Annotated in this window: 17 protein-coding genes; 4 read left to right on the plus strand and 13 right to left on the minus strand. The window is 61.0% G+C overall.

What is annotated here, in order from left to right; all coding sequences use genetic code 11:
- Positions 1-119: 119 nt before the first annotated feature.
- The 7 genes from PspS04_RS14105 to PspS04_RS14135 form a co-directional block, all read right to left on the minus strand.
- The gene (locus tag PspS04_RS14105; RefSeq protein WP_159996012.1) at positions 120-1,061 is read right to left on the minus strand and encodes an electron transfer flavoprotein subunit alpha/FixB family protein; all 942 of its coding nucleotides are present in this window, start codon (positions 1,059-1,061) and stop codon (positions 120-122) included.
- On the minus strand, positions 1,061-1,810 hold the full coding sequence (locus tag PspS04_RS14110) for an electron transfer flavoprotein subunit beta/FixA family protein (RefSeq protein WP_095170058.1): 750 nt from the start codon (positions 1,808-1,810) through the stop codon (positions 1,061-1,063). Before PspS04_RS14110 ends, PspS04_RS14105 begins: the two co-directional genes overlap by 1 nt.
- Positions 1,811-2,076: 266 nt before the next feature.
- Positions 2,077-3,651 carry an arylsulfatase gene (locus tag PspS04_RS14115; RefSeq protein ID WP_159996014.1) on the minus strand — a complete coding sequence of 525 codons (1,575 nt, stop codon included), beginning with the start codon at positions 3,649-3,651 and terminating at the stop codon, positions 2,077-2,079.
- 42 nt (positions 3,652-3,693) lie between these two features.
- Positions 3,694-4,836, minus strand: coding sequence for an acyl-CoA dehydrogenase family protein (locus PspS04_RS14120; protein ID WP_159996016.1), 1,143 nt, complete (start codon positions 4,834-4,836; stop codon positions 3,694-3,696).
- Positions 4,837-4,846: 10 nt separating this feature from the next.
- Positions 4,847-6,043, minus strand: a complete 1,197-nt coding sequence (locus PspS04_RS14125; RefSeq protein WP_159996017.1) for an acyl-CoA dehydrogenase family protein — start codon at positions 6,041-6,043, stop codon at positions 4,847-4,849.
- Between the two features lie 67 nt (positions 6,044-6,110).
- Positions 6,111-7,196, minus strand: a complete 1,086-nt coding sequence (locus PspS04_RS14130) for a Zn-dependent alcohol dehydrogenase (protein WP_095170054.1) — start codon at positions 7,194-7,196, stop codon at positions 6,111-6,113.
- A 78-nt stretch (positions 7,197-7,274) separates the two neighbouring features.
- Positions 7,275-8,687: a coniferyl aldehyde dehydrogenase gene (locus PspS04_RS14135; RefSeq protein ID WP_159996019.1), complete on the minus strand. Its 1,413-nt coding sequence runs from the start codon at positions 8,685-8,687 to the stop codon at positions 7,275-7,277.
- 158 nt (positions 8,688-8,845) lie between these two features.
- On the opposite strand from PspS04_RS14135, the gene PspS04_RS14140 reads away from it, so the two are divergent.
- Positions 8,846-11,533 (plus strand): LuxR C-terminal-related transcriptional regulator, encoded by a 2,688-nt coding sequence (locus PspS04_RS14140; RefSeq protein ID WP_159996021.1) that lies wholly within the window; start codon positions 8,846-8,848, stop codon positions 11,531-11,533.
- A gap of 12 nt (positions 11,534-11,545) precedes the next feature.
- Here PspS04_RS14140 and PspS04_RS14145 read toward each other — a convergent pair whose 3' ends face one another.
- Both PspS04_RS14145 and PspS04_RS14150 read right to left on the minus strand, forming a co-directional pair.
- A complete protein-coding gene (locus PspS04_RS14145) occupies positions 11,546-12,196 on the minus strand; it encodes a TetR/AcrR family transcriptional regulator (RefSeq protein WP_095170051.1) in 651 nt (216 codons plus the stop codon).
- 11 nt (positions 12,197-12,207) lie between these two features.
- Positions 12,208-12,993 carry an enoyl-CoA hydratase/isomerase family protein gene (locus PspS04_RS14150; RefSeq protein WP_159996023.1) on the minus strand — a complete coding sequence of 262 codons (786 nt, stop codon included), beginning with the start codon at positions 12,991-12,993 and terminating at the stop codon, positions 12,208-12,210.
- 142 nt (positions 12,994-13,135) lie between these two features.
- On the opposite strand from PspS04_RS14150, the gene PspS04_RS14155 reads away from it, so the two are divergent.
- Genes PspS04_RS14155 through PspS04_RS14165 form a run of 3 tightly spaced genes read left to right on the plus strand, consistent with a single transcriptional unit; the run spans position 13,136 to position 16,396 of the window.
- Complete coding sequence (locus PspS04_RS14155) at positions 13,136-14,278, plus strand: acyl-CoA dehydrogenase family protein (RefSeq protein WP_095170049.1); 1,143 nt, start codon at positions 13,136-13,138, stop codon at positions 14,276-14,278.
- Entirely contained in the window at positions 14,275-15,396 is a 1,122-nt protein-coding gene (locus tag PspS04_RS14160; protein ID WP_159996025.1) for an acyl-CoA dehydrogenase family protein, read from the plus strand. Before PspS04_RS14155 ends, PspS04_RS14160 begins: the two co-directional genes overlap by 4 nt.
- Before the next feature lie 55 nt (positions 15,397-15,451).
- Positions 15,452-16,396 (plus strand): NAD(P)H-dependent flavin oxidoreductase, encoded by a 945-nt coding sequence (locus PspS04_RS14165; RefSeq protein WP_159996027.1) that lies wholly within the window; start codon positions 15,452-15,454, stop codon positions 16,394-16,396.
- 16 nt (positions 16,397-16,412) lie between these two features.
- On the opposite strand, the gene PspS04_RS14170 is transcribed toward PspS04_RS14165, so the two are convergent.
- The 4 genes from PspS04_RS14170 to PspS04_RS14185 form a co-directional block, all read right to left on the minus strand.
- Positions 16,413-17,201: an enoyl-CoA hydratase/isomerase family protein gene (locus PspS04_RS14170; RefSeq protein WP_159996029.1), complete on the minus strand. Its 789-nt coding sequence runs from the start codon at positions 17,199-17,201 to the stop codon at positions 16,413-16,415.
- A gap of 351 nt (positions 17,202-17,552) precedes the next feature.
- Positions 17,553-18,245, minus strand: a complete 693-nt coding sequence (nanR, locus tag PspS04_RS14175) for a transcriptional regulator NanR (protein WP_095170045.1) — start codon at positions 18,243-18,245, stop codon at positions 17,553-17,555.
- A gap of 50 nt (positions 18,246-18,295) precedes the next feature.
- The gene (locus PspS04_RS14180; RefSeq protein ID WP_159996031.1) at positions 18,296-19,492 is read right to left on the minus strand and encodes a hypothetical protein; all 1,197 of its coding nucleotides are present in this window, start codon (positions 19,490-19,492) and stop codon (positions 18,296-18,298) included.
- A complete protein-coding gene (locus tag PspS04_RS14185) occupies positions 19,489-20,217 on the minus strand; it encodes a hypothetical protein (RefSeq protein WP_159996033.1) in 729 nt (242 codons plus the stop codon). Before PspS04_RS14185 ends, PspS04_RS14180 begins: the two co-directional genes overlap by 4 nt.
- Positions 20,218-20,277 lie beyond the last annotated feature (60 nt).

The following is a 20,277-nucleotide window of genomic DNA, read 5'->3' on the forward strand; positions in this document are numbered from 1 at the left end:
ACTGTAGGAGCGAGCTTGCTCGCGATGGACTCAAGGACAACGCGTTAAACCAGAACAAACGCGTCATCGTTGACGTCCATCGCGAGCAAGCTCGCTCCTACAAGGGGATGTGGTGTTTGTTAGAGGGCCCGTTCGAGTTCCGGGACTGCCTCGAACAGGTCAGCCACCAGGCCGTAGTCCGCCACCTGGAAGATCGGGGCCTCTTCGTCCTTGTTGATGGCGACGATGATTTTCGAGTCCTTCATGCCGGCCAGGTGCTGGATCGCACCGGAGATACCGACGGCGATGTACAACTGTGGTGCGACGATCTTGCCGGTCTGGCCAACCTGCATGTCGTTGGGTACAAAACCGGCATCGACAGCAGCGCGCGAAGCACCGACACCCGCGCCGAGCTTGTCGGCCAGCGAATATAGGTATTGGAAGTTGTCGCCGTTCTGCATGCCACGCCCGCCAGATACCACTATTTTCGCAGCGGTCAGCTCAGGGCGATCGGACTTGGCCAGTGCTTCGCTGACGAAACTGGAAATACCGCCATCGTGAACAGCGGCCAAGGCTTCAATGACAGCCACCCCACCAACAGCCGCCACCGGGTCGAAACCGGTGGCGCGCACGGTGATCACCTTGACCGCAGCGTTCGACTGAACGGTGGCAATGGCATTCCCGGCATAAATCGGCCGCTTGAACGTATCCGGGCTTTGAACCGCGATGATCTCGGAGATCTGGTCGACGTCCAGCGCAGCGGCAACGCGTGGCAGAACGTTTTTGCCATTGGACGTGGCCGACGCCAGAACGTGGCTGTAGATGGTCTGCTGCGCGATTACTAGGTTGGTAACCAACGGGGCCACGTTTTCCGGCAGTTGGTGAGCGTAGGCGACGTTGTCGGCCAGCAGCACCTTGGCCACATCTGGGATTTTTGTGGCGGCTTCAGCCACGGCGCCAGCGTCAAGACCTGCGACCAGCAGGTGGATCTCACCACCGATTTTCGTCGCAGCCGCAACGGTATTCAGCGTGGCCGTGGCCAGCGAGCGGTTGTCGTGCTCAACGATTACCAAAATAGCCATCAGATCACCTTCGCTTGGTTTTTCAGTTTGTCGACCAGTTCTGCCACCGACTTGACCATGATCCCCGCGCTGCGCGTAGCCGGGGCTTGGACGTTGAGGATCTTGTTGGTGGAGCCCGTAGCAATGCCCAGCGCGGCCGGAGTCAGCACTTCAAGAGGCTTTTTCTTGGCTTTCATGATGTTCGGCAAGGATGCATAACGCGGTTCGTTCAAACGCAGGTCAGTGGTCACGATGGCCGGCAGTTGCAGGGATACGGTCTGCATGCCGCTGTCGACTTCGCGCGCAACGATCACCTTGTCACCGGCAATCTCGACTTTCGAGGCGAAGGTGCCCTGCGCGAACCCGGTCAGCGCAGCGAGCATCTGGCCGGTCTGGTTGTTGTCGCTGTCGATGGCTTGCTTGCCGAGGATCACCAGTTGCGGTTGCTCCTGATCGACCACGGCCTTGAGCAGCTTGGCCACCGGCAACGAGCTCAGCTCTTCATTGCACTCGATCAGGATGGCGCGGTCGGCACCCAGTGCCAGCGCGGTGCGCAGTTGCTCCTGAGCGGTGCTCGGACCGACGCTTACCACCACGACTTCAGTGGCAATGCCCTGCTCTTTCAGGCGCACGGCTTCTTCCACGGCAATTTCGCAGAAGGGGTTGAGGGCCATTTTGACGTTGGCCAGGTCGATGCCGGATTGGTCCGCCTTGACGCGAACCTTGACGTTAAAATCGACCACGCGCTTGACGGCTACGAGGACTTTCATCAGAGCACTCCAGAAAATATGGGAATCAGCTGTTTTTTGTAGGAGCGAGCTTGCTCGCGAAAAACCTGAGCGCGACGGGTTTATCCAGACAGTACGCGTCATCGTTTACGCCCATCGTCGGAACGCCGCGCGGAGCAGGCTCGCTCCCACAGTTTTTTGTGCAATGGCTGCAATACCTGCGAACCCCTCGCCCACTTGCTCCCTGTGTAACCGAATTGTCCTTGAGTCGTTCGCAAGCAGGCCCCCCCCACAGTGGGTAGCGGCAATCAGTTCGCCGGTGCAGGTTTCTGCAAGCCCATCAGCGCTTTCTTCACTGCCAGGCTCTGGTAGTTGATGTTGCCGGGGTTCAGGCTGACGCCTTCCTGGAACGGGTATTGGCTCAACGTTGCGAGGAACGTCTTGACCTTGTCCTGGACCGGGACCAGTAACCACGCCTGGTCAGCGGCCCAACGCTTGGCCATCGGCGATTCCTTGCGCGCGGTCTGGAACGGGTCGGCCAACAGATTGGTCAACACCGGCACATTGGTGACCTTGCGTGAGGCGCTGGCGAAATCCCCGGTCATTTGCGCAAACGCCAGTCGCCACTCCCGCCAGCGGATCGCATCGAGATCGCCGCCCATGCTGAAATAGAAATACTCCTCGCGCGGACTTTCCTTGACCTCGCCCTTGAAGAACGGCAGGAAGTTATAGCCATCCAGATGCACGCGGAACTGCTTGCCGTTGAGTTGGGTGCCCTTGGCCAGGTCCGCCACCAGATTCGGTGCGCCCGCCGCGGCAGCCAGTGTCGGCATCCAGTCGTTGTGGGCAATCAGGTTGTTGGCGTGAGTGCCGGGTTTGAGCACCTTGGGCCACTTCACCAGCAACGGAACGCGATGCCCGCCTTCATTGGAAGTACCCTTCTCCCCCGCGAACGGTGACGTGCCGCCATCAGGCCAGGAGAATTTCTCCGCGCCGTTGTCGGTGGTGTAGATCACGATGGTGTTGTCGGCGATGCCCAGGTCATCCAGTTTCTTCAGCAACTGACCAACCTGCCCGTCATGCTCGACCATGCCGTCCGGATACAGGCCGACGCCGGTCTTGCCATCGGACTCAGGCTTGAGGTGGGTCCAGATGTGCATGCGGGTGGCGTTGAACCAGACAAAAAACGGCTTGTCGGCCTTGTGCGCCTTGTCGATGAAGTTGCCGGTGGCCTGCACCAGTTCATCATCGATGGTTTCCATGCGCTTGCGTGTCAGCGGACCGGTGTCTTCGATCTTGCCGTCGGCGTAGGAATGGATCACGCCGCGCGGTCCGTACTGTTTACGGAACGCTGGGTCCTTGGGGTAGTAGTAGGTTTCCGGTTCTTCCTCGGCGTTCATGTGGTACAGGTTGCCGAAGAATTCATCGAAACCATGGTTGGTCGGCAGGTGCTTGTCGCGGTCTCCCAAATGGTTCTTGCCGAACTGGCCGGTGGTATAGCCCTGCTGCTTCATCGCGTCGCCGATGGTCGGTGCCCAATCGGGTATCCCGTGTTCCGAACCGGGCATGCCGATGGTCAGCAGGCCGGTGCGAAACGGGTGTTCGCCCAACGCAAAAGCAGCGCGGCCGGCGGTACAGGACTGTTCGCCGTAGGCATGGGTAAACAGCACACCTTCCTTGGCGATGCGGTCGATGCTCGGCGTTTCATACCCCATCATGCCCTGGTTGTAGGCGCTGATATTGAAGATGCCGATGTCATCGCCAAAGATGACCAGCACGTTCGGTTTGTCGGCGGCAGAACTGCACAGTGATACGGCCAGCAAGGCACTCACGACGCTCAGGTCGCGCAGCCGCTGGCATAGCAAACCCCATGATGTAGCCATGACATTGTCTCCCTTATTGTTGTGTGATCAGGTTCGACGAACCTAGGCTTCCTGCATGAGCTCGCTGTACGCCTGCAAATGATGATCATCGTCACCAAACTGGCGGGCGATCATCAGCAGGTGCTTGGCGTGGTGCGACAGCACGTATTCCCAGGTCAGGCCGATACCGCCGTGTAGCTGGATGCCCTGATCGGCGACAAAACGCGCCGCACGGCAAACGACATACTTGGCGGCGGCCAATGTGCGACTGCGTTCCAGGCTGTCCGGCTCGTCGGCGACACACGCGGCAAGCAGGGTCATTGAGGTCGCCTGATCGAGTTCGATGTGCATGTCGACCATGCGGTGCCGCAAGGCCTGGAATTTGCCGATGACCTGGCCGAATTGCTTGCGGGTTTTCAGGTAATCAAGGGTCAACGCGCACGTCGCTTCCAGGCTGCCGACCGCTTCTGCGCACTGCGCGGCGATGGCTCGGCCCTGCTGATAGCGCAATGCACCAAGCGCCTTGCCGTGTTCGCCGAGCACCGCGGCGCTGCTGACAAACACCTGGTCCAGGAACACGTCGCAGGCCCGGCGGCCGTCCATGGTCGGATATTCGCGTACGCTCACGCCCGGGGTCGCCGGATCGACCAGGAACAGACTGATGCCCGCCTCGGCACGGTCATCCCCGGACACCCGCGCCGAAACCAGTAGTAAACCGGCGCTCTGTCCGCCCACTACCATCGACTTGCGGCCGCTGAGCGACCAACCATCACGGAGCGCTTCGGCGCGGGTCTGCACATCGTGCAATTGGTAGTGGCTCTGCGGCTCCTCGACGGCTACTGCCAGTTGCAGGCCGGCACTGGCCACTTGCGGCAGCAGTTCGCTTTTTTGCGCAGCGCTGCCGAGTTGATCGATCAAGCCACCGGCGAAAATCACCGATTGCAGCCAAGGCTCCAGGCACAAACCTCGGCCGAACTCCTGGGCTACCAGCATCACCTCCACGCCGTTGCCACCGAAACCGCCGAAGTCCTCGGCAAACGGCACCGACGTCAGGCCCAGGTCACCGAGCTGTTGCCAGAACTCGCCACTGAAACCCTTGGCGCTGTCACGAAACTGTTCGCGCTGCTCGAAGCCATAGGCATCACGCACCAGTCGGGCAGCAGTGTCTTGCAGCATTTGCTGCTCTTCTGAAAGTTTGAAGTCCATGATCTGCCCCTTAGAGTTCGAGAATCATCTTGGCGATGATGTTCTTCTGGATTTCAGTGGAGCCGCCGTAAACCGAGGCTTTGCGCATATCCAGGTACTGACAGGTCGACGAGTTGCTGAACTCGCTGTGCAGCAGCTCTCCTTCATAGTCGTAGCCCAACTCCTCCTTGAGGAACGGGTTGGCATAGGCCCCGACCGCCTTGCTCAGCAAATAAGTAATGGCCTGGCGGATCTCGGTGCCCTTGATCTTCAGGATCGAGCTTTCCGAACCCGGCACTCCGCCGTCACGGGCAGAGGCAAGGATGCGCAGGTTGCTCATGCCGATGGCCATCAACTGGATTTCCACGTCGGCGATCTGCGCCCGGAACTGCGGGTCTTCAAGCAACGGCTTGCCGTTGCGTTGTTCAGTACGTGCGACCTGCTTGAGACGCGTGAGCATGGCCTTGGCGATGCCGATCCCGGCGATCGTCGTACGTTCGTGGGTCAACAGGTACTTGGCGCAGGTCCAGCCCTCGTTTTCACGGCCGACCAGGTTGCTGACCGGTACGCGCACGTTATCGAGGAACACTTCGTTGACGTAGTGACCGCCGTCGAGGGTGATGATCGGCCGTACGGTGATACCAGGGGTCTTCATGTCGATCAGCAGGAAAGAGATGCCCCGCTGCTGCTGCGCTTCGGCATCGGTACGCACCAGGCAGAATATCCAGTCCGCCATGTGTCCGGTGGAGGTCCAGGTCTTCTGCCCATTGACCACGTACTCGTCGCCTTCACGCACCGCGCGGGTGCGCAGGCTCGCCAGGTCGGAACCGGCACCCGGCTCGGAATAGCCCTGGCACCACCAATCGTCGCAGTTGAGAATGCGCGGCAGGTAATGCGCCTTTTGCGCTTCGGTGCCGAACTTGATGATCACCGGCCCGACCATGTTCACGCCGAACGGCACGATTCGTGGGGCCCCCGCAACCGCACACTCTTCATCGAAGATGTGCTTTTGCACGGCACTCCAGCCTGTGCCGCCGTGCTCCACTGGCCAGCTTGCCGCCAGCCAGCCTTTTTCGTTCAAGGTGCGCATCCACAGCACCTGATCGGCTTTGCACACCGACTTGCCCTGATTGATCCTGGCCGCGATATCTTGCGGCAGGTGGGCCTTGAGAAATGCCCGGACTTCCTCGCGAAATGCCACTTCCTCAGGATTGAAATGAATATCCATCTGCTACCTCAATGGTGAGTCGCCAGCCTGTGGCCGGTCTTGTTTGGGGACCGCATGCACAACCCACTCACTGGTCGAAGAGAATGACCGAGCGTGCCAGCTCACCACGGCGCAGTTCGTCGAAGGCCTCGTTGATCTGCTCCAGCTTGATGCGCTGCGAGATCATTTCGTCGAGCTTCAGCCGGCCCTGCATGTAGAAGTCGGTCAGGCGCGGCAAGTCCACCGGGAAGCGGTTGGAACCCATGAACGAGCCCTGGATACGCCGCTCGTGCAGCATGGCCATCGGGTCCAGCTCCAGTTTTACCCCGGGCTTGATCATGCCGATGATCGTCGCGGTACCGCCGCGAGCCAGCATGCCGAAAGCCTGTTCGGCGGTTTGCTTGAGGCCGATGCACTCGAACGCGTGATGCACGCCGCCTCGGGTCAGCTCCAGTACCTGGGCGACGGCGCTGCCGTCCTTGGCGTTGACCACATCGGTGGCGCCAAACTGCTTGGCCAGTTCCAGCTTCGAATCCAGCATGTCGATGGCAATGATCCGCCCGGCACCGGCCAGCGCCGCGCCGTTGATGGTCGAAAGGCCGATACCGCCGCAGCCGATCACCGCCACCGTTTCACCCGGACGCACCTTGGCGGTATTGAACACCGCACCAGTGCCGGTGGTAACCGCACAACCGAGCAGCGCCGCGCGGTCGAGTGGCATGTCACGACGAATCGCTACCAGCGCGTTTTCGTGCACCAGCATCTGCTCGGCATAGGCCGACAGGTTGATGAACTGGGTCATCGGTTTTTGTACGTAGGTCAGTCGCGACTCTTCATCCGCGCGACGCTTGGTGTCCGGTGACACGCACAACGACAGGTGCCCGGTGACGCAATGCTCGCAGTGGCCGCAATAGGCCGACAGGCACGTCACCACGTGATCGCCCGGTTTGACCGTGCGCACCTCTGAGCCCACTTGTTCGACAATGCCGGACGCTTCGTGACCCAGCACCACCGGCATCGGGTACGGGTAGGCACCATCGACAAAGTGCAGGTCGGAGTGGCAAACGCCCACCGCAACGGTGCGCACCAGCACTTCCCGTGGACCGGGTTTGCTGATACCGACTTCTTCAATGGTCATTGGCGAGCCAGGGGCGTGCAGAACGGCAGCTTTCATATTGTTATTCTCTTGTTAAGCAAGATGTGGAGGACGAAGGCGCACGCAGCCAGCGCGTGCGCTATGCCGGTGGGTATCTCAGCGCTTGATCATCGAACCGACGAACTGGCGTACCTGTTCGCTGTACGGCGGGCGCATCGCATCCGGTCCGTCGACCGAGCGCAGCACCGATTTACCGTGGCTGAAGGTGCGGAAACCGTCGATCCCGTGGTAGCAACCCATGCCGCTGTTGCCGACTCCACCGAAAGGCAAGGTCTCGACGCCGCCGTGGCGCAACACGTCATTGAGGGTGACCCCGCCGGACGTGGTGCGATTGAGCACGAACGACTCTTCCCCGGCATCGTTGCCGAAGTAGTACAAGCCCAGCGGACGCGGGTGCGAGTTGATGTAGCTGACCACTTCGGCGAAAGACTGGTAGGTTTTGAACGGCAACAGCGGACCGAAGATTTCGTCCTGCATCACCTGCAATTCGTCACCGGGATTGCGCAACAGGCTCGGCGCCATTTTATGGTGTGGCTGAGCGCTGAAATCTTCATCGGCCGGGTTCAGTTCGATCAGTTCGACGCCGGCGTTGCGCGCCTCATTCAGGTAACCGTGCAGGCGCTCGAAGTGACGGGCGTTGATCAGCGAGGTGTAGTCGGGGTTTTCCAGCAGAGTCGGGTACAACGTGGCGACCACTTCGCGAGCCGCTGCAACAAACGCTGCTTGTTGCTCCTCGGGGACGAACACATAGTCCGGCGCCAGGCAGATCTGCCCAGCGTTGTGCAACTTGCCGGTGAGGATTTTAGTGACCGCGACTTTAAGGTCGGCGGTGCGCGAAATGATGGTCGGCGACTTGCCGCCCAGTTCCAGGGTCACCGGCACCAGGTTCTCGGCAGCAGCGCGCATGACGTGCTTGCCGATGCTGCTGGCGCCAGTGAACAACAGATGGTCGAACGGTTGCTGGCTGAACGCATGGCCGATGTCCGGGCCACCGGTGATGATCGCGACTTCGTCCTCGGCATAGACCTCGCGGAAGATCCGCGCCAGCAAGGCGGAGGTTTTCGGGTTGTATTCAGACACCTTGATCATCACTCGGTTGCCTGCCGCCAGAGCCCCCGCCAGACCATTGAAGACCATGTTGCCGGGGAAATTCCAGGCGGTGAGAATGCCCACCACGCCCAGTGGCTGATACTGCACCCAGGCCTCGCCACGGTCGGTGGCCCTGTGGTCAGGCTGCATCCATTCGGCAATTTTCGCCTTGGTATACTTCAACGACGCCAATGGCCCCAGGACATCGACCATGCGCGAGAAGTCATGGCTGCGATGACCGAAGTCCGCCGACAGCGCTTCGATGATTTCATGCTGATAGTCGACCAGCAGGCCGATGGCCCGGTCGATCAGTTCGCAGCGCTGTTCAGCCGTCCATGGCTCGCTGGCGAGGAACGCGGCACGTTGCTTGTCCAGGATCACGCGAATATCGGCGGCATTCAGATTTTCGTTGGCACTCATGGTGTTCGGACTTCCATGCAAGGGTTGGCGGTCGGGGAGCTGCCAATCCGGTGTCGGCCCGTTACACTGGCGGGCTCGAACCATGAATCGGGTGTCGCTCATGACAGGCGATACTAGAAAGGGCCGCACCGGCGCGACGACAACCAAAGGTAGGATGCATGGAAGGTTTCGAACGTAGTTCCAACGAACCAGCCCAGGGAGTAAAGCCGCCCATTCGTGCGGGTAAATTCCTGGCACCGGCCAGCCTGCCAGGTCAATTGGAACGTTCGCCTTTGCTTGCCCAACTGCAACCGCGCGATGGCTTGCGGCTAATCCTGATCAGTGCCTGCCCCGGCTACGGCAAGACCACGCTGTTGCAGCAGTACCGCGAACGGTGCCTGGCCGAAGGCCGACGGGTGTTGTGGTGCAACCTCGATGTCCTGGACAACGATCCGCGGCGCTTGAGTCAGGTGCTGCTCAGCGGCTTGCGCGATATCGACCTGATCGATGCCGGCGATAACCCCGTTGCGCACAGTAGTCCCGCGCAATGGGAGGATTGGTTGTTTGAGCGCATCGCCGCTTGCAATGAGACGCTCACCCTGCTGATGGACGAATTTGAAGTCATCGATCAGTCGCCGGCCCTCGAATTTATCCAGCGCCTGCTCAAGGCGTTGCCGATGGGTGTGACGCTGGCCATCGCTTCGCGCACGACCCCGGATATCAATCTGGGCCGCTTGCGCGCGCGTGGCGAACTGTTGGAAATCAATACCGAATCGCTGGCCCTGAGCCTCGACGAGACTGCCACCTACATCTTGCAAAAGCGCCAGTTGCCTTTGGACCTGAGCGATATCGAGAGCCTGCACGAGCGCACCGAAGGCTGGGTTACCGGGGTTTACCTGGCCAGCCTGTCGCTGCAAAGACACAGCGACCCGGCCGCGTTCATTGGCTCATTCAACGGTTCCAACCCGGCGCTGGCGGAGTACTTCGCCGAAGACGTGCTGGCCCGGCAGACCGCGCAATGCCAGCAATTCCTGTTGCAGACCAGCGTCTTGTCACGATTGTGTCCGGCCTTGTGCGATGCCGTCACGGGGCGCAGCGATAGCAAGGCCATGATCGAGGCACTGGAGCGGGCCAATCTGTTCGTGATTGCAATGGACGACCAGCGCCAATGGTTTCGCTATCACCCGCTGTTCGCCGACTTCCTCCTGCAAACCCTCAAGCGACACCCGGAGCAGTTCGAGCAGCAGCATCAACAGGCTTCGGGCTGGTATTTCGCCAATGCCCAGCCGGTCGAGGCCCTTGAGCACCTGTTTGCTGCGCACGCCGTCGACGATGCCGCCACGCAACTGGTATTGCACATCGACGAGTTGGTGGAAAACGGCCATGCCAGCCTGCTGATGCGCTGGCTCTCGCGCATTCCGGTGCAGATACGCGATTTGCATCCCCGGCTGGGCATTGCCTATGCGTGGGCACTGCTGCATGCGCGTCGTCACAAGGATGCCTTGCACGTACTGGAAAACCCGGCGTTGGCGGGAGAACACCACTACGTTCATCCGCTGTTGCTGCTGATCGGCGACCGCGTCGATGAAGCCCTGGTAGCCGCCACCGAGTTGCTGTTGCAGCTCGGCCCTCAGGACAAAATGCAGTATCGGGTCACGGCTTTTGTAGAAATCAGCTCGCTGTTCTATACCGGCCGCTTCGACGAAGCGCGGAAAAAACTTGCCAGCGCCGCAATCCGTGAGGCGCAACAAGAGTCGGCCTACCTGCGCGACGTCACCGATGCGCTGGAAGCGATGCTCGACCTGACTCAAGGGCAACTCGACAGCGCCCTGACCCGCGCGGAGACGGCCATGCGCCGCAGCCGCGAGACATTGGCGGGTACGCCACCGGTAGGTTATCCGGTTTTGCAGACCATTCATTGCGTGGTGCTCTACGAAACGGACGCGGTGGACGAAGCACGGCGACGCCTCACTGAGCTGCTGCCCTATGCCAGGGAGCACGCGGCACCGGACTCGCTGATCAGCACCCATGTGCTATTGGCTCGCCTCGCCTACCTGCACGCCGACCGCCCGGCCTGGATGCGTTACCTGGCGGATCTCGATCAACTGGGCCAAGTGTCCGGTTCTACCCGCATCCTCTGCTCCGCCTGGCTGGAGCGAGCGCGTGTCGCCACCCTGGAAAAACGGCTGGACACCGCCGATCACGCGATGCGCGCCGCCGAGCAACTGAGCGACTGGGAGCAACCGGGCGTGACATTGAGCGCCAACGACGTCGACACGCCCTTCATCGCTCGCCAGCGCCTACGTATCGCGCAAGGTGAACAAGGTTGCGTCGAACCGCTGCGTCAGGCCATGGATCAGGCGCTGCAACAACATCAGCATCGCCGGGCTTTGAAACTGCGTTTACTGCTGATCCTCGCACTCGATGGTGCGAAGCAGCACAAAGAAGCCCTGGAACACCTGACGGCGGCTTTGCGCTTTGCCAGCCACGTCGGGTTTGTCCGCACCTTCCTCGATGAAGGCGCGCCGCTGGCAGCGGTGCTGGAGCGCTGGTCGGTGACGTTCCACGGCCAGGAGCAAGCGTTGGGCATTCACGCAGGATTCAGCGCCCGGTTGCTGCGTGGTGAGAGCAGCAGCAAGAAGGCCGAACCCAAGCGCGAAGACCAGGCACCGACCAATCTCTCGGCTCGAGAACTGCAAGTGGTGCGCTTGCTGGCATTGGGTTACCGCAACCGCGAAATCGCGGAAAAAATGTTTCTCTCGGAACTGACGGTGAAATCACACTTGCGCAAGATCAACAGCAAACTCGGTGCCGGCGGCCGCACCGAGGCGGTGTCCATTGCAAGGGCTCAGGGTCTACTGGACTGAACGAGCCCGCTCCTACAAGCTCCGTGTTGACGACAGTGCGTTTTCAATGAAGGCCAGCATCTGCGTGTGCACCAACTCCAGGTCGACGGCCGAAGGGTTCAGCAGCACCTGCAACATCATGCCGCGCAACGTTCCAAGGAATAGCAGCGCGCCCATCAGCGGGTCCACATCCGCGCGGATTTCGCCGCTGTCGATCCCCTGGCGGATATAGCGCGCCAGATGCTTTTGCACCGAAGAATTGTACTCGGCAAGGATTTCCACCGTTTCCGAATCCTGGGTCACGGCTTCGGCCATCAGCGTCAGCAATGCGCGGGTATTGACCCAGTCGCCGTCAGGACGCGCCAGGTATACGCTGACAAAGCCCTTGAGTGCGTCCATCCCCGGGCGCCATTGTGGCGACCGGGCTTGCACCAGTTCCATGAAGGTTGCATTGACGAAACCCGCCAGGGCGCGCAGCAGACCGGCCTTGTTGCCGAAGTGATGCGTCGCCAGGCCACGGCTGTAGCCCGCCTCCTCGCCCACCTCCGATAGCGTCATGCCGACCCAGCCCTTGCGTGCGACGATCTGCCGGGCAGCGATCAACAGACGTTGTTCGGCCTCGGCGCGCCGCTCCAGCTGAGTGCGCCGCGAAGTCGACTGGGAGGTTTTTTCAACGGGTTCCATCGAGCAATTCCTTAGTGTCCTGTAAAAACCGGCGTGCGACGTTCAGCCATGGCGCGAGTGCCTTCGGCAAAATCGGCGCTGACGATCTGCCACTCCTGCTCGGACGCCTCGCGGTCGATGATCCGGTCAACCGCATCGGCCAGCCCCATGCGCAGGGTTTCCCGACTGGACATGACCGCGCCGGGTGCAGACGCGGCGATCTCCTCGGCCAACTCACGGGCTTTGTGGCGCTCCGTGCCCGGTTCTGCCAGTACATCCGCCAAACCGATACGCACCGCTTCACGGCCATCGATGCGCCGTCCGGTGGCGATCAGTAGCGAGGCCATTTGCGGGCCGACCAAACGCGGCATGGTAACCGAAATCCCGAAGCCCTGATGAATCCCCAGCCGGTTGAAATTGGCTGAAAACCGCGCTTTTTCACTGGTCACCCGAAAGTCCGCGACCAGCGCCAAGCCCAGGCCGCCACCAATCGCGGCACCTTCCACCACACAGATCAGCGGCTTGCGATTGCGAAACAGGCGCACCGCAGATTTATAGACACGGCGCGGAAATTGCGGGTCGTGCTGATCGTCACCAGAGAAGTCGGCACCGGCACAAAACACCTTGCCTTCCGCCTGCAGGATGACCACGCGGCACTGCGGCAAGTCATCGAGGTATTGCAGTGCATCAGCCAGGTCTTTGATCAGTTCGGCATCAAAGAAATTCAGCGGCGGACGACTGAAAACGAGGGTCGCGACATGGCCTTCAAGGCCCAGCGCAAGGCCGCGGCCGGGGGAAAAACAGGTGTGGGTCGACATGGTAGCTCCGGGGCTTTGGCGTTTTTCAAGAGTGGCAGCGGCTTGATCCGTTGCCAAGGTTGCTGGTAGCTTATTTACTTGTTGGGCGTTCAGCAAGTTAGAAAAACAACTCAATCACCCACTCTTCACATGAGCAAATGCCATGCAGGCACTCGATATCCGCCCCTGTCAATTGGACCCCAAGACCCAGGCTTTACGGGCCGAAGTGCGCGAATTCGTCGCCGAGGCATTAAAGGACTACCCGGCCCACGAACGTGCGAAAAACTGGAACGGCGCCGACCCGCAATTCAGCCGCAAGCTGGGCGAGCGCGGCTGGCTGGGCATGACCTGGCCCAAGCGCTACGGCGGACACGAGCGCAGCGCCCTGGAGCGCTACGTCGTGCTCGAAGAACTGCTGGCCGCTGGCGCACCGGTCAATGCGCACTGGATCGCCGAGCGTCAATCCGGCCCGCTGCTGATGAAATTCTCTCCCGATGTACTTGCGCCACGGTTGATGCCTGCCATCGCACGCGGTGAGCTGCTGTTCTGCATTGGCATGAGCGAGCCGAATGTTGGTTCTGACTTGGCCTCAGTGCAGACCCGCGCGGTGCAGACCGAGGGCGGCTGGATCGTCAATGGCAGCAAGGTCTGGACCACCGGCGCCCACCGCTGCCACTACATGGTCACCCTGCTGCGCACCGGGCCGAAGGACGCCAGCAACCGCCACGCCGGTCTGTCGCAACTGTTGATCGACATGCACGCCACTGGCGTCACGGTACGCCCGATCTACAACATGCTCGGCGAGCACGACTTCAATGAAGTGTTCCTCGACGACGTGTTCGTTCCCGACGACTTTGTCATCGGCCAGCCCGGTGATGGCTGGAAGCAAGTCGGCGCGGAACTGGCACTGGAACGCAGCGGCCCGGAACGCTACTTGAGCAGCACCCAGTTGTACCTGGAAATGCTCGACGCGGCTGACCCACAGAACGCTCGTCACAGTGTCAGCCTCGGTCGCGTCGCCGCCCGCTACGCAGTGCTGCGCCAGATGTCCCTGGGTGTCGCCGGCATGCTCGCGCGCGGCGACAACCCGGCAACCCCGGCAGCGCTGGTCAAGGATCAAGGCGCCCTGCTCGAACAATCCCTGCCTGACCTCGCCCACGACCTGTTTGGCGGCACCCGCGAGCCCGGTTCCCCACTCGACCAGGTGATGCGTTACCTGACCCAGACCGCCCCGTCGTTTTCCCTGCGTGGCGGCACCCGCGAAATTCTTCGCGGCATCATTGCCAGAGGATTAGGACTGCGATGAACCAGGCCACCCACTATCAAGCGATGGACGACAGCGCGCCATCCGAGTTGCAATCGATCATCGCCGACAGCGTCGAGCGCCTGTTCGCCGAACAGATCAGCCCTCAGTTGCTGGCACATTTCGATGCGGGTCATCGCGCGACAGCCTTGTGGCAACAGGTGGTCGAGCAAGGTCTGCCCGGCGCCCTGATGGCCGAGGACGCCGGCGGCAGTGCGGCCAGTTGGCTGGAAGCCAGCCCGGTGTTGCGCGCCGTTGGGTACTGGAGTGCACCGCTGCCGTTGAGCGAGACCATGCTCGCTTCGCTGTTGCTGGCACGCGCCGGCCTGGAGGTACCGGATGAGCCGATTACGCTGATTCAGACCGGCCGTCTCGGTGATCTTACGTTGACCGCTGACGGCCAACTACACGGCCGTGCATTCAATGTGCCGTGGGCGCGCAGCAGTCAATGGGCGGTGGTAGCCGACGGCACTGGTCACGTGGCGTTGGTGGATCTGCGCCAGGCCACTGTCAGCCTGGAGGCCGGCAGTAATTTTGCTGGCGAGGAACGCGACAGCCTGCACTTCGTCAATGCTCGTGCTCACGCCATCGGCCACCTGCAGATAGCCGATGTGCAGGAGCCTGTCTGGCTGTTCGGGGCGCTGATCCGTGCCTGCATGCTGGTCGGTGCGCTGGAGTCGAGCCTGGACAAGGCCGTCAACTACGCGAACGAGCGTGCCCAGTTCGGCAAGGCAATCGGTAAATTCCAGGCGGTGCAGCAGCAACTGGCGCAAATGGCCGGCGCCATCGGTGCCGCGCGCATGGCGACGCAAGTCGCATTGCGCAGCGCCTGCGAGGCCCAGCAGGCCGAGGCAGGCGCGCGCAGCACGCTGGCGTTCGACGTAGCCGTGGCCAAAATCTGCGCTGGCGAGGCCGCGACACTGGCCACGTCGGTGGCGCACCAGGTTCACGGGGCGATCGGCTTCACCCACGAACACACCCTGCATTTCACCACCCGCCGCTTGTGGTCGTGGCGCGATGAATTCGGCAGTGATTCCCAGTGGGCCGAAGTGCTTGGGCAGGCGGCAATTGCGGCTGGCGGCAAAGGCTTCTGGGCAGGTTTGACGCAACGCCAATTCTGACACCACAGGCATGAGCCCACAAAAAGGCTCATGCCCCTTCGTAAGGGTCTTTCGAATGTCGTTACCTGCTGTGTTATCCAACCGCCTGCGGCTACCGCTGGTTGCCGCACCGCTGTTCCTGGCTTCCACGCCCAGACTGGTAGAAGCGCAATGCCACGCCGGTATCGTCGGCTCCATGCCGGCACTCAACGCGCGCAGTGCCGAGATGCTCGACGACTGGCTGGCTCAGTTGAGCGAGCGCTTGTGCACTCCCCTCGCAGCGCCGTTTGCGATCAACCAGATTGTCAGTCGCTCCAACCGACGACAGGAGCAGGACCTGGCGCTGCTGGTCAAGCACAAGGTGCCGGTGGTGATCACCAGTGTCGGGGCCCCGGGGGAAGTGGTCGATGCCGTTCACGGTTACGGCGGCATTGTCTTTCACGACGTGATCAGCGTACGGCATGCCGAAAAAGCCGTTGCAGCCGGGGTCGATGGCATTGTCGCCGTGTGCGCGGGTGCCGGCGGCCACGGCGGCACATTAAATCCACTGGCGTTCGTCAACGAGATTCGCCGTTTCTACACCGGCACCGTATTGCTCTCCGGCGGCTTGACCACCGGCAAGGACCTGGTGGCCGCGCAGATCATGGGCGCTGACCTGGGTTACGTCGGCACGCGCTTTCTCGCCACACAGGAATGCGAAATCGACGAGGCCTACAAACAGATGCTGCTCGCGTCCAACGCCGATCAGATCGTCAACACCGCATTATTCAGTGGCCTGCGGGCCAACTACCTCAAGCAAAGCATCGCGCGTGCGGGGCTGGACCCGGACAACCTGCCGCCACCGCCGGCGCAGGGCGGTACGGGCGGACACAATGGCGCGAGGTTATGGAAAGACATCTGGGCCGCGGGCCAAGGCGTCGGGAACATCGATGACATTCCCACCGTGGCGCAGTTGATTGCACGTTTCGAAGACGAGTACCACGCCGTGCGGTTGCCCGCACAGCGTGCTGCTGCGGTGTGATCGGGCCGGATTCAACTCACTTTGCGACCGGCCATTGATACAGCGCCGGTTCTTTGCGCAGGAACCGCGCGGTGGCTTGTTCGACATACGAGGAACTCATTGCCACGGCCTGGGCGCTGGCTTCGCAATCGAGTTGCGCCGCCAGATCGGTCTGGAAGGTCCGTGCCAACAGGCGTTTGGTCATGTCGAAGGCAACCATCGACAGGTTGCTCATACTGCGTGCCAATTCTTCTGCCCGCGCACGAAACTGCTCGGCGGGATGTACCTCCAGGGCGATGCCCAGGGCCAGGGCCTCCTGGGCGCTCACTTCACGCGCTGAGTAGATGATTTCCTTGGCTTTTTGCAGGCCAACGATGCGCGGCAAAAGATGCGACGCGCCCATGTCTGGAACCAACCCGATACGGGCAAACGCCATGCAAAAGCGCGCCCGGTCCGAGGCGATCAGAAAGTCAGCGGCGAGTGCCAGGCTGAAACCGGCACCGAAGGCGACTCCGTCCACCGCAGCAATCACCGGCCGGCTGAAATCCGCCAAAGCGCCAAGCAACTGGTTGCCATGGTCCATGCGCTCGCGAATATCGCTGGCATCGACTCCGCCGCTCATCCTGCTGACATCGCCGCCGGAGCAGAAATCCTGACCGCTACCGATCAACAACAGTGCCTTGACCTCTGGGTTGCCGCGTAACTGATCGAGCGCTTCACGCATCTCATCGGCCAATTGCCGATTGATCGCATTCTTGCGCTCGGGTCGCATCAAGGTCAGGGTCGCGAGGCCATCTGCTATGGATAAATCAATAGTCTTGAACATGTGATCCCATTGAGTGAGCGCGGTCTTGAAGGTCGCACTTGAGCTCTTCGCTATTAGGATGGACTGCTGGCAACGGGTCCCGGGGAGAATTGGAAGCTATGCCAGCCAATGAAGTGCCATCCCACGGTAAGGATAGAACGCCTCGTGCAGTACTCCCTGAAACGGGGGGCAAGGCGTAATGCTGTTCAGTTAAGTGAGCGCAGTACTTTGTAGGAGCGAGCTTGCTCGCGATGGACGCTAACGATGACGCGTATTACCTGAATAAACGGGTGGGATAATCAACTGGCCTCGCACAAAGGCGCCAAGCGGTCTAGTGGCCTGGCGGATGATCCAGCATGGATTGATCGGCGCTTATTCCTCCCCACGCTCCACCAGATGATGATGCATTGCTCGCTCGGCACCCGCTGGGTCATTTGATTTGATAAAACCAAGAATGGTCCCGTGCTCCTTGAGCGTCATCTCGCGGCCTTTGAAACGCAACATGTCCTCGCGGTAGTCGGCCATCCACTCCAGGATTGCGTGAGAAATCGCAATGTAGATCGGGTTCCCGGAGATGCGTGCGATTTCGGCATGAAACTCCATGTCGGCGGGAATAAACTCGTCGCTGTCTCGGTACTTGTGCATCTTCGCCAAGGCCGCTTCGAGCCTGACAACATCGGCGGGCGTGGCCTGCTGCGCGGCGATCTTGACCAGCCCGGTCTCAAAAAACTCGCGAGCCTGACGCAGGTGGTCGACGTTTTTCGCCGAGCTGGAAAGCAGATGGCGAGCGGCCAGGTCGATCTGGTTGATCATGGAGTGCATGTCCACACGCCCGACCTTGGCTCGTTCCCCGTGCTGAATGGTGATCATGCCCATGCCAGCCAGCCGCTGCATTGCTTCGCGGACTACAGGGCGACCCACGCCGAAGGTTTCCATCAGCTCGCGTTCCGCCGGCATTTGATCGCCGGGCTGCAGGTTTTCCTCTTGGATGAGTCCGATCAGTTGCTCAAAGACGATGTCAGAAAGCTTCTTGCGTTGAATAGTGCGTTTCTTGATCTCTGACATTAATCGACATCTCTATCGTGAAAGCGTAAATAGCGGCAACGTTAACGTGATTATAAGCCACTCTCAACATTACATTGGCAGTCCAGAACGAGCACGCCATAAGGCGCAATGACAGGCAGGCCGTAGCCAGGGCTGAATCTTCGGTGAATGAAGCCCGGATCGTTCTGTGCGCTGCTACAGGTATCGGCATCCAGGCGAGTGATGCCATCAATGCCCATCCCGGTCAACTCGATGGCCTGCTCACGGCCTGTCAGGTTGGCCACCCATACCTCAATCCCTTTCTCCTCTCGCCAGGCCAGCACGGAAACGGCCGCCGAAGAAGCGCCAATATCCAGGGCGGTTTTACCTCGGCCTCGGTTCAACCCTCGCAAGGCATGAAAGATCGGCCACAACTCGCCGGACTCCGCGACCGCGAAAGGTTGATTGACGGCCCACAGCGCTATGGCGTCGACGCCTGCCCGCTGGACGGCGGCGTAGTGCGCCACCGTCCAGGCGGCCGCGAACTGGCCTCGCTGGCGTGGATCCTGGTCGCTGAGGGTCACACGCTCGCGCCGTGGATTGGGCGTCAGTTGGCCGCCGTACGGGTTGCGCCAGGCACCGATGGCCGTGGTGGTCAGGCGATAGGGTTTGCCGTGGGCCAGTAGACGCGCCGAGCGGGCGATATCGCCCAGTGATTGCAGGGACTCCATCACCGACAGGTCATCGGCTGCATGCACAATGGGCGAAGTCGCGTGGGTCAGATAATCGAATCGCTCGGCAGCCGGGCGACAGCGATTCAATTCAGTGAAGTAGGTTGGAACGCCGCCACCGATCAGGTAGCCAGGCAGCAGCTCGGCGGTAAGCGCGGCAATATCGTCGGGGGTTGGGCCGTTTGGCCACTGGCCGTTGGGCTGGTAACTCTCCAGATAGGTTGCCGGCGTGGCCAGAATGCCTCGCGGGACACAGGGCGCGGTTGCCAGCATCCGGGCCAGGTCGCGTATTTGTTTCTCTGGCGTCTGGTCACTGACAATCACCAACAACCAGGCCTCGGTCTGGGTACGCTGACACACCGATAAAGCGTCGCGCAGCCGTTCAAGACTGCCGGGTTGGCGAAGATCGACCAGCAACTCCAGGTGCGCACCACCGAGTTGCTCGATCAGCGTTTGAACGGCGTCCACGTCTTCCAGGTGGTTGACCCACAGACCATGGCCCAGTGCAGGCAACGGATGTGCGGATGTACCTTCGATGGCGATGCGGATGGTGCTCATGGCCGGTAGTCCTGATTGCGTAGCACGGTCAGTTCGATGCGCTGTTCGACGCGCTGACCTGCCTCAATGACGTACGGGCAAGGCAACGCCAGCGGCCGGTTATACGTCTTGAACGAGGCATCGGACCAATTGCGCTGGTCCTCCATTTCAAACACATCGCCACTCAGGCGCCAGTCCAGCACCAGGCCGGGCGCAGGTGAATGCACCAGGCCGGCGATATCGAAAAAAGGCTGACTCGCACTGATCAGGTCAGGGAAGACGCCCTCTTCTTGCTGGTTATCGCTATGGATCACAGACACCGGTGCGCCGACGACTCCGTCGAGTGGGTGCAGCAGCATCAACCCGGCGCGGCAGGTGGAAAAATCCCGCCGCGCGCTCAACTCGGCCTTGATCGATAGCCTGTCGCCACGGATGTCCATCTCCAATCGCCAGTCCAGCACCGGCTTGTCGGCGTTAGAAGCCACTATCCCCTCGACCTTCCGCCACCATTGTCGATGCTCCGAGCGGGTTTCCAGGCGTTGCTGGAGCAGGTGATGCGTCCCCCAGAATTCATCACGTATCACCAGGCCGACACTGCGCATGATCTCCCGTTGGTCGACACAAAAGCGCCGTAACTGCGCACCTTCGGCAACAAAGGTCAGGTCCAGCATCGCTACTTGCTGCCCTTCGGCAGGCGGCTGCGAAGTGCCGTAAAGACGGTAATCCTGGGCTTGCGATGAGCTCATCGACGAGATTCCTGCTCTGGTTATGGTTGGCATCAAGGTAGGACCCAATGCGCACAAGCT

The sequence above is a fragment of the Pseudomonas sp. S04 genome (genome assembly GCF_009834545.1).
In the GTDB taxonomy this organism is placed as follows: domain Bacteria; phylum Pseudomonadota; class Gammaproteobacteria; order Pseudomonadales; family Pseudomonadaceae; genus Aquipseudomonas.

Coding starts and splice junctions, on each gene's coding strand:
- PspS04_RS14150 (WP_159996023.1), bottom strand. CDS start 12,993: ATGTCGACCCACACCTGTTTTTCCCCCGGCCGCGGCCTTGCGCTGGGC.
- nanR (WP_095170045.1), bottom strand. CDS start 18,245: ATGTCAGAGATCAAGAAACGCACTATTCAACGCAAGAAGCTTTCTGAC.
- PspS04_RS14145 (WP_095170051.1), bottom strand. CDS start 12,196: ATGGAACCCGTTGAAAAAACCTCCCAGTCGACTTCGCGGCGCACTCAG.
- PspS04_RS14165 (WP_159996027.1), top strand. CDS start 15,452: ATGTCGTTACCTGCTGTGTTATCCAACCGCCTGCGGCTACCGCTGGTT.
- PspS04_RS14185 (WP_159996033.1), bottom strand. CDS start 20,217: ATGAGCTCATCGCAAGCCCAGGATTACCGTCTTTACGGCACTTCGCAG.
- PspS04_RS14135 (WP_159996019.1), bottom strand. CDS start 8,687: ATGAGTGCCAACGAAAATCTGAATGCCGCCGATATTCGCGTGATCCTG.
- PspS04_RS14170 (WP_159996029.1), bottom strand. CDS start 17,201: ATGTTCAAGACTATTGATTTATCCATAGCAGATGGCCTCGCGACCCTG.
- PspS04_RS14110 (WP_095170058.1), bottom strand. CDS start 1,810: ATGAAAGTCCTCGTAGCCGTCAAGCGCGTGGTCGATTTTAACGTCAAG.
- PspS04_RS14160 (WP_159996025.1), top strand. CDS start 14,275: ATGAACCAGGCCACCCACTATCAAGCGATGGACGACAGCGCGCCATCC.
- PspS04_RS14105 (WP_159996012.1), bottom strand. CDS start 1,061: ATGGCTATTTTGGTAATCGTTGAGCACGACAACCGCTCGCTGGCCACG.
- PspS04_RS14180 (WP_159996031.1), bottom strand. CDS start 19,492: ATGAGCACCATCCGCATCGCCATCGAAGGTACATCCGCACATCCGTTG.
- PspS04_RS14115 (WP_159996014.1), bottom strand. CDS start 3,651: ATGGCTACATCATGGGGTTTGCTATGCCAGCGGCTGCGCGACCTGAGC.
- PspS04_RS14125 (WP_159996017.1), bottom strand. CDS start 6,043: ATGGATATTCATTTCAATCCTGAGGAAGTGGCATTTCGCGAGGAAGTC.
- PspS04_RS14155 (WP_095170049.1), top strand. CDS start 13,136: ATGCAGGCACTCGATATCCGCCCCTGTCAATTGGACCCCAAGACCCAG.
- PspS04_RS14120 (WP_159996016.1), bottom strand. CDS start 4,836: ATGGACTTCAAACTTTCAGAAGAGCAGCAAATGCTGCAAGACACTGCT.
- PspS04_RS14130 (WP_095170054.1), bottom strand. CDS start 7,196: ATGAAAGCTGCCGTTCTGCACGCCCCTGGCTCGCCAATGACCATTGAA.
- PspS04_RS14140 (WP_159996021.1), top strand. CDS start 8,846: ATGGAAGGTTTCGAACGTAGTTCCAACGAACCAGCCCAGGGAGTAAAG.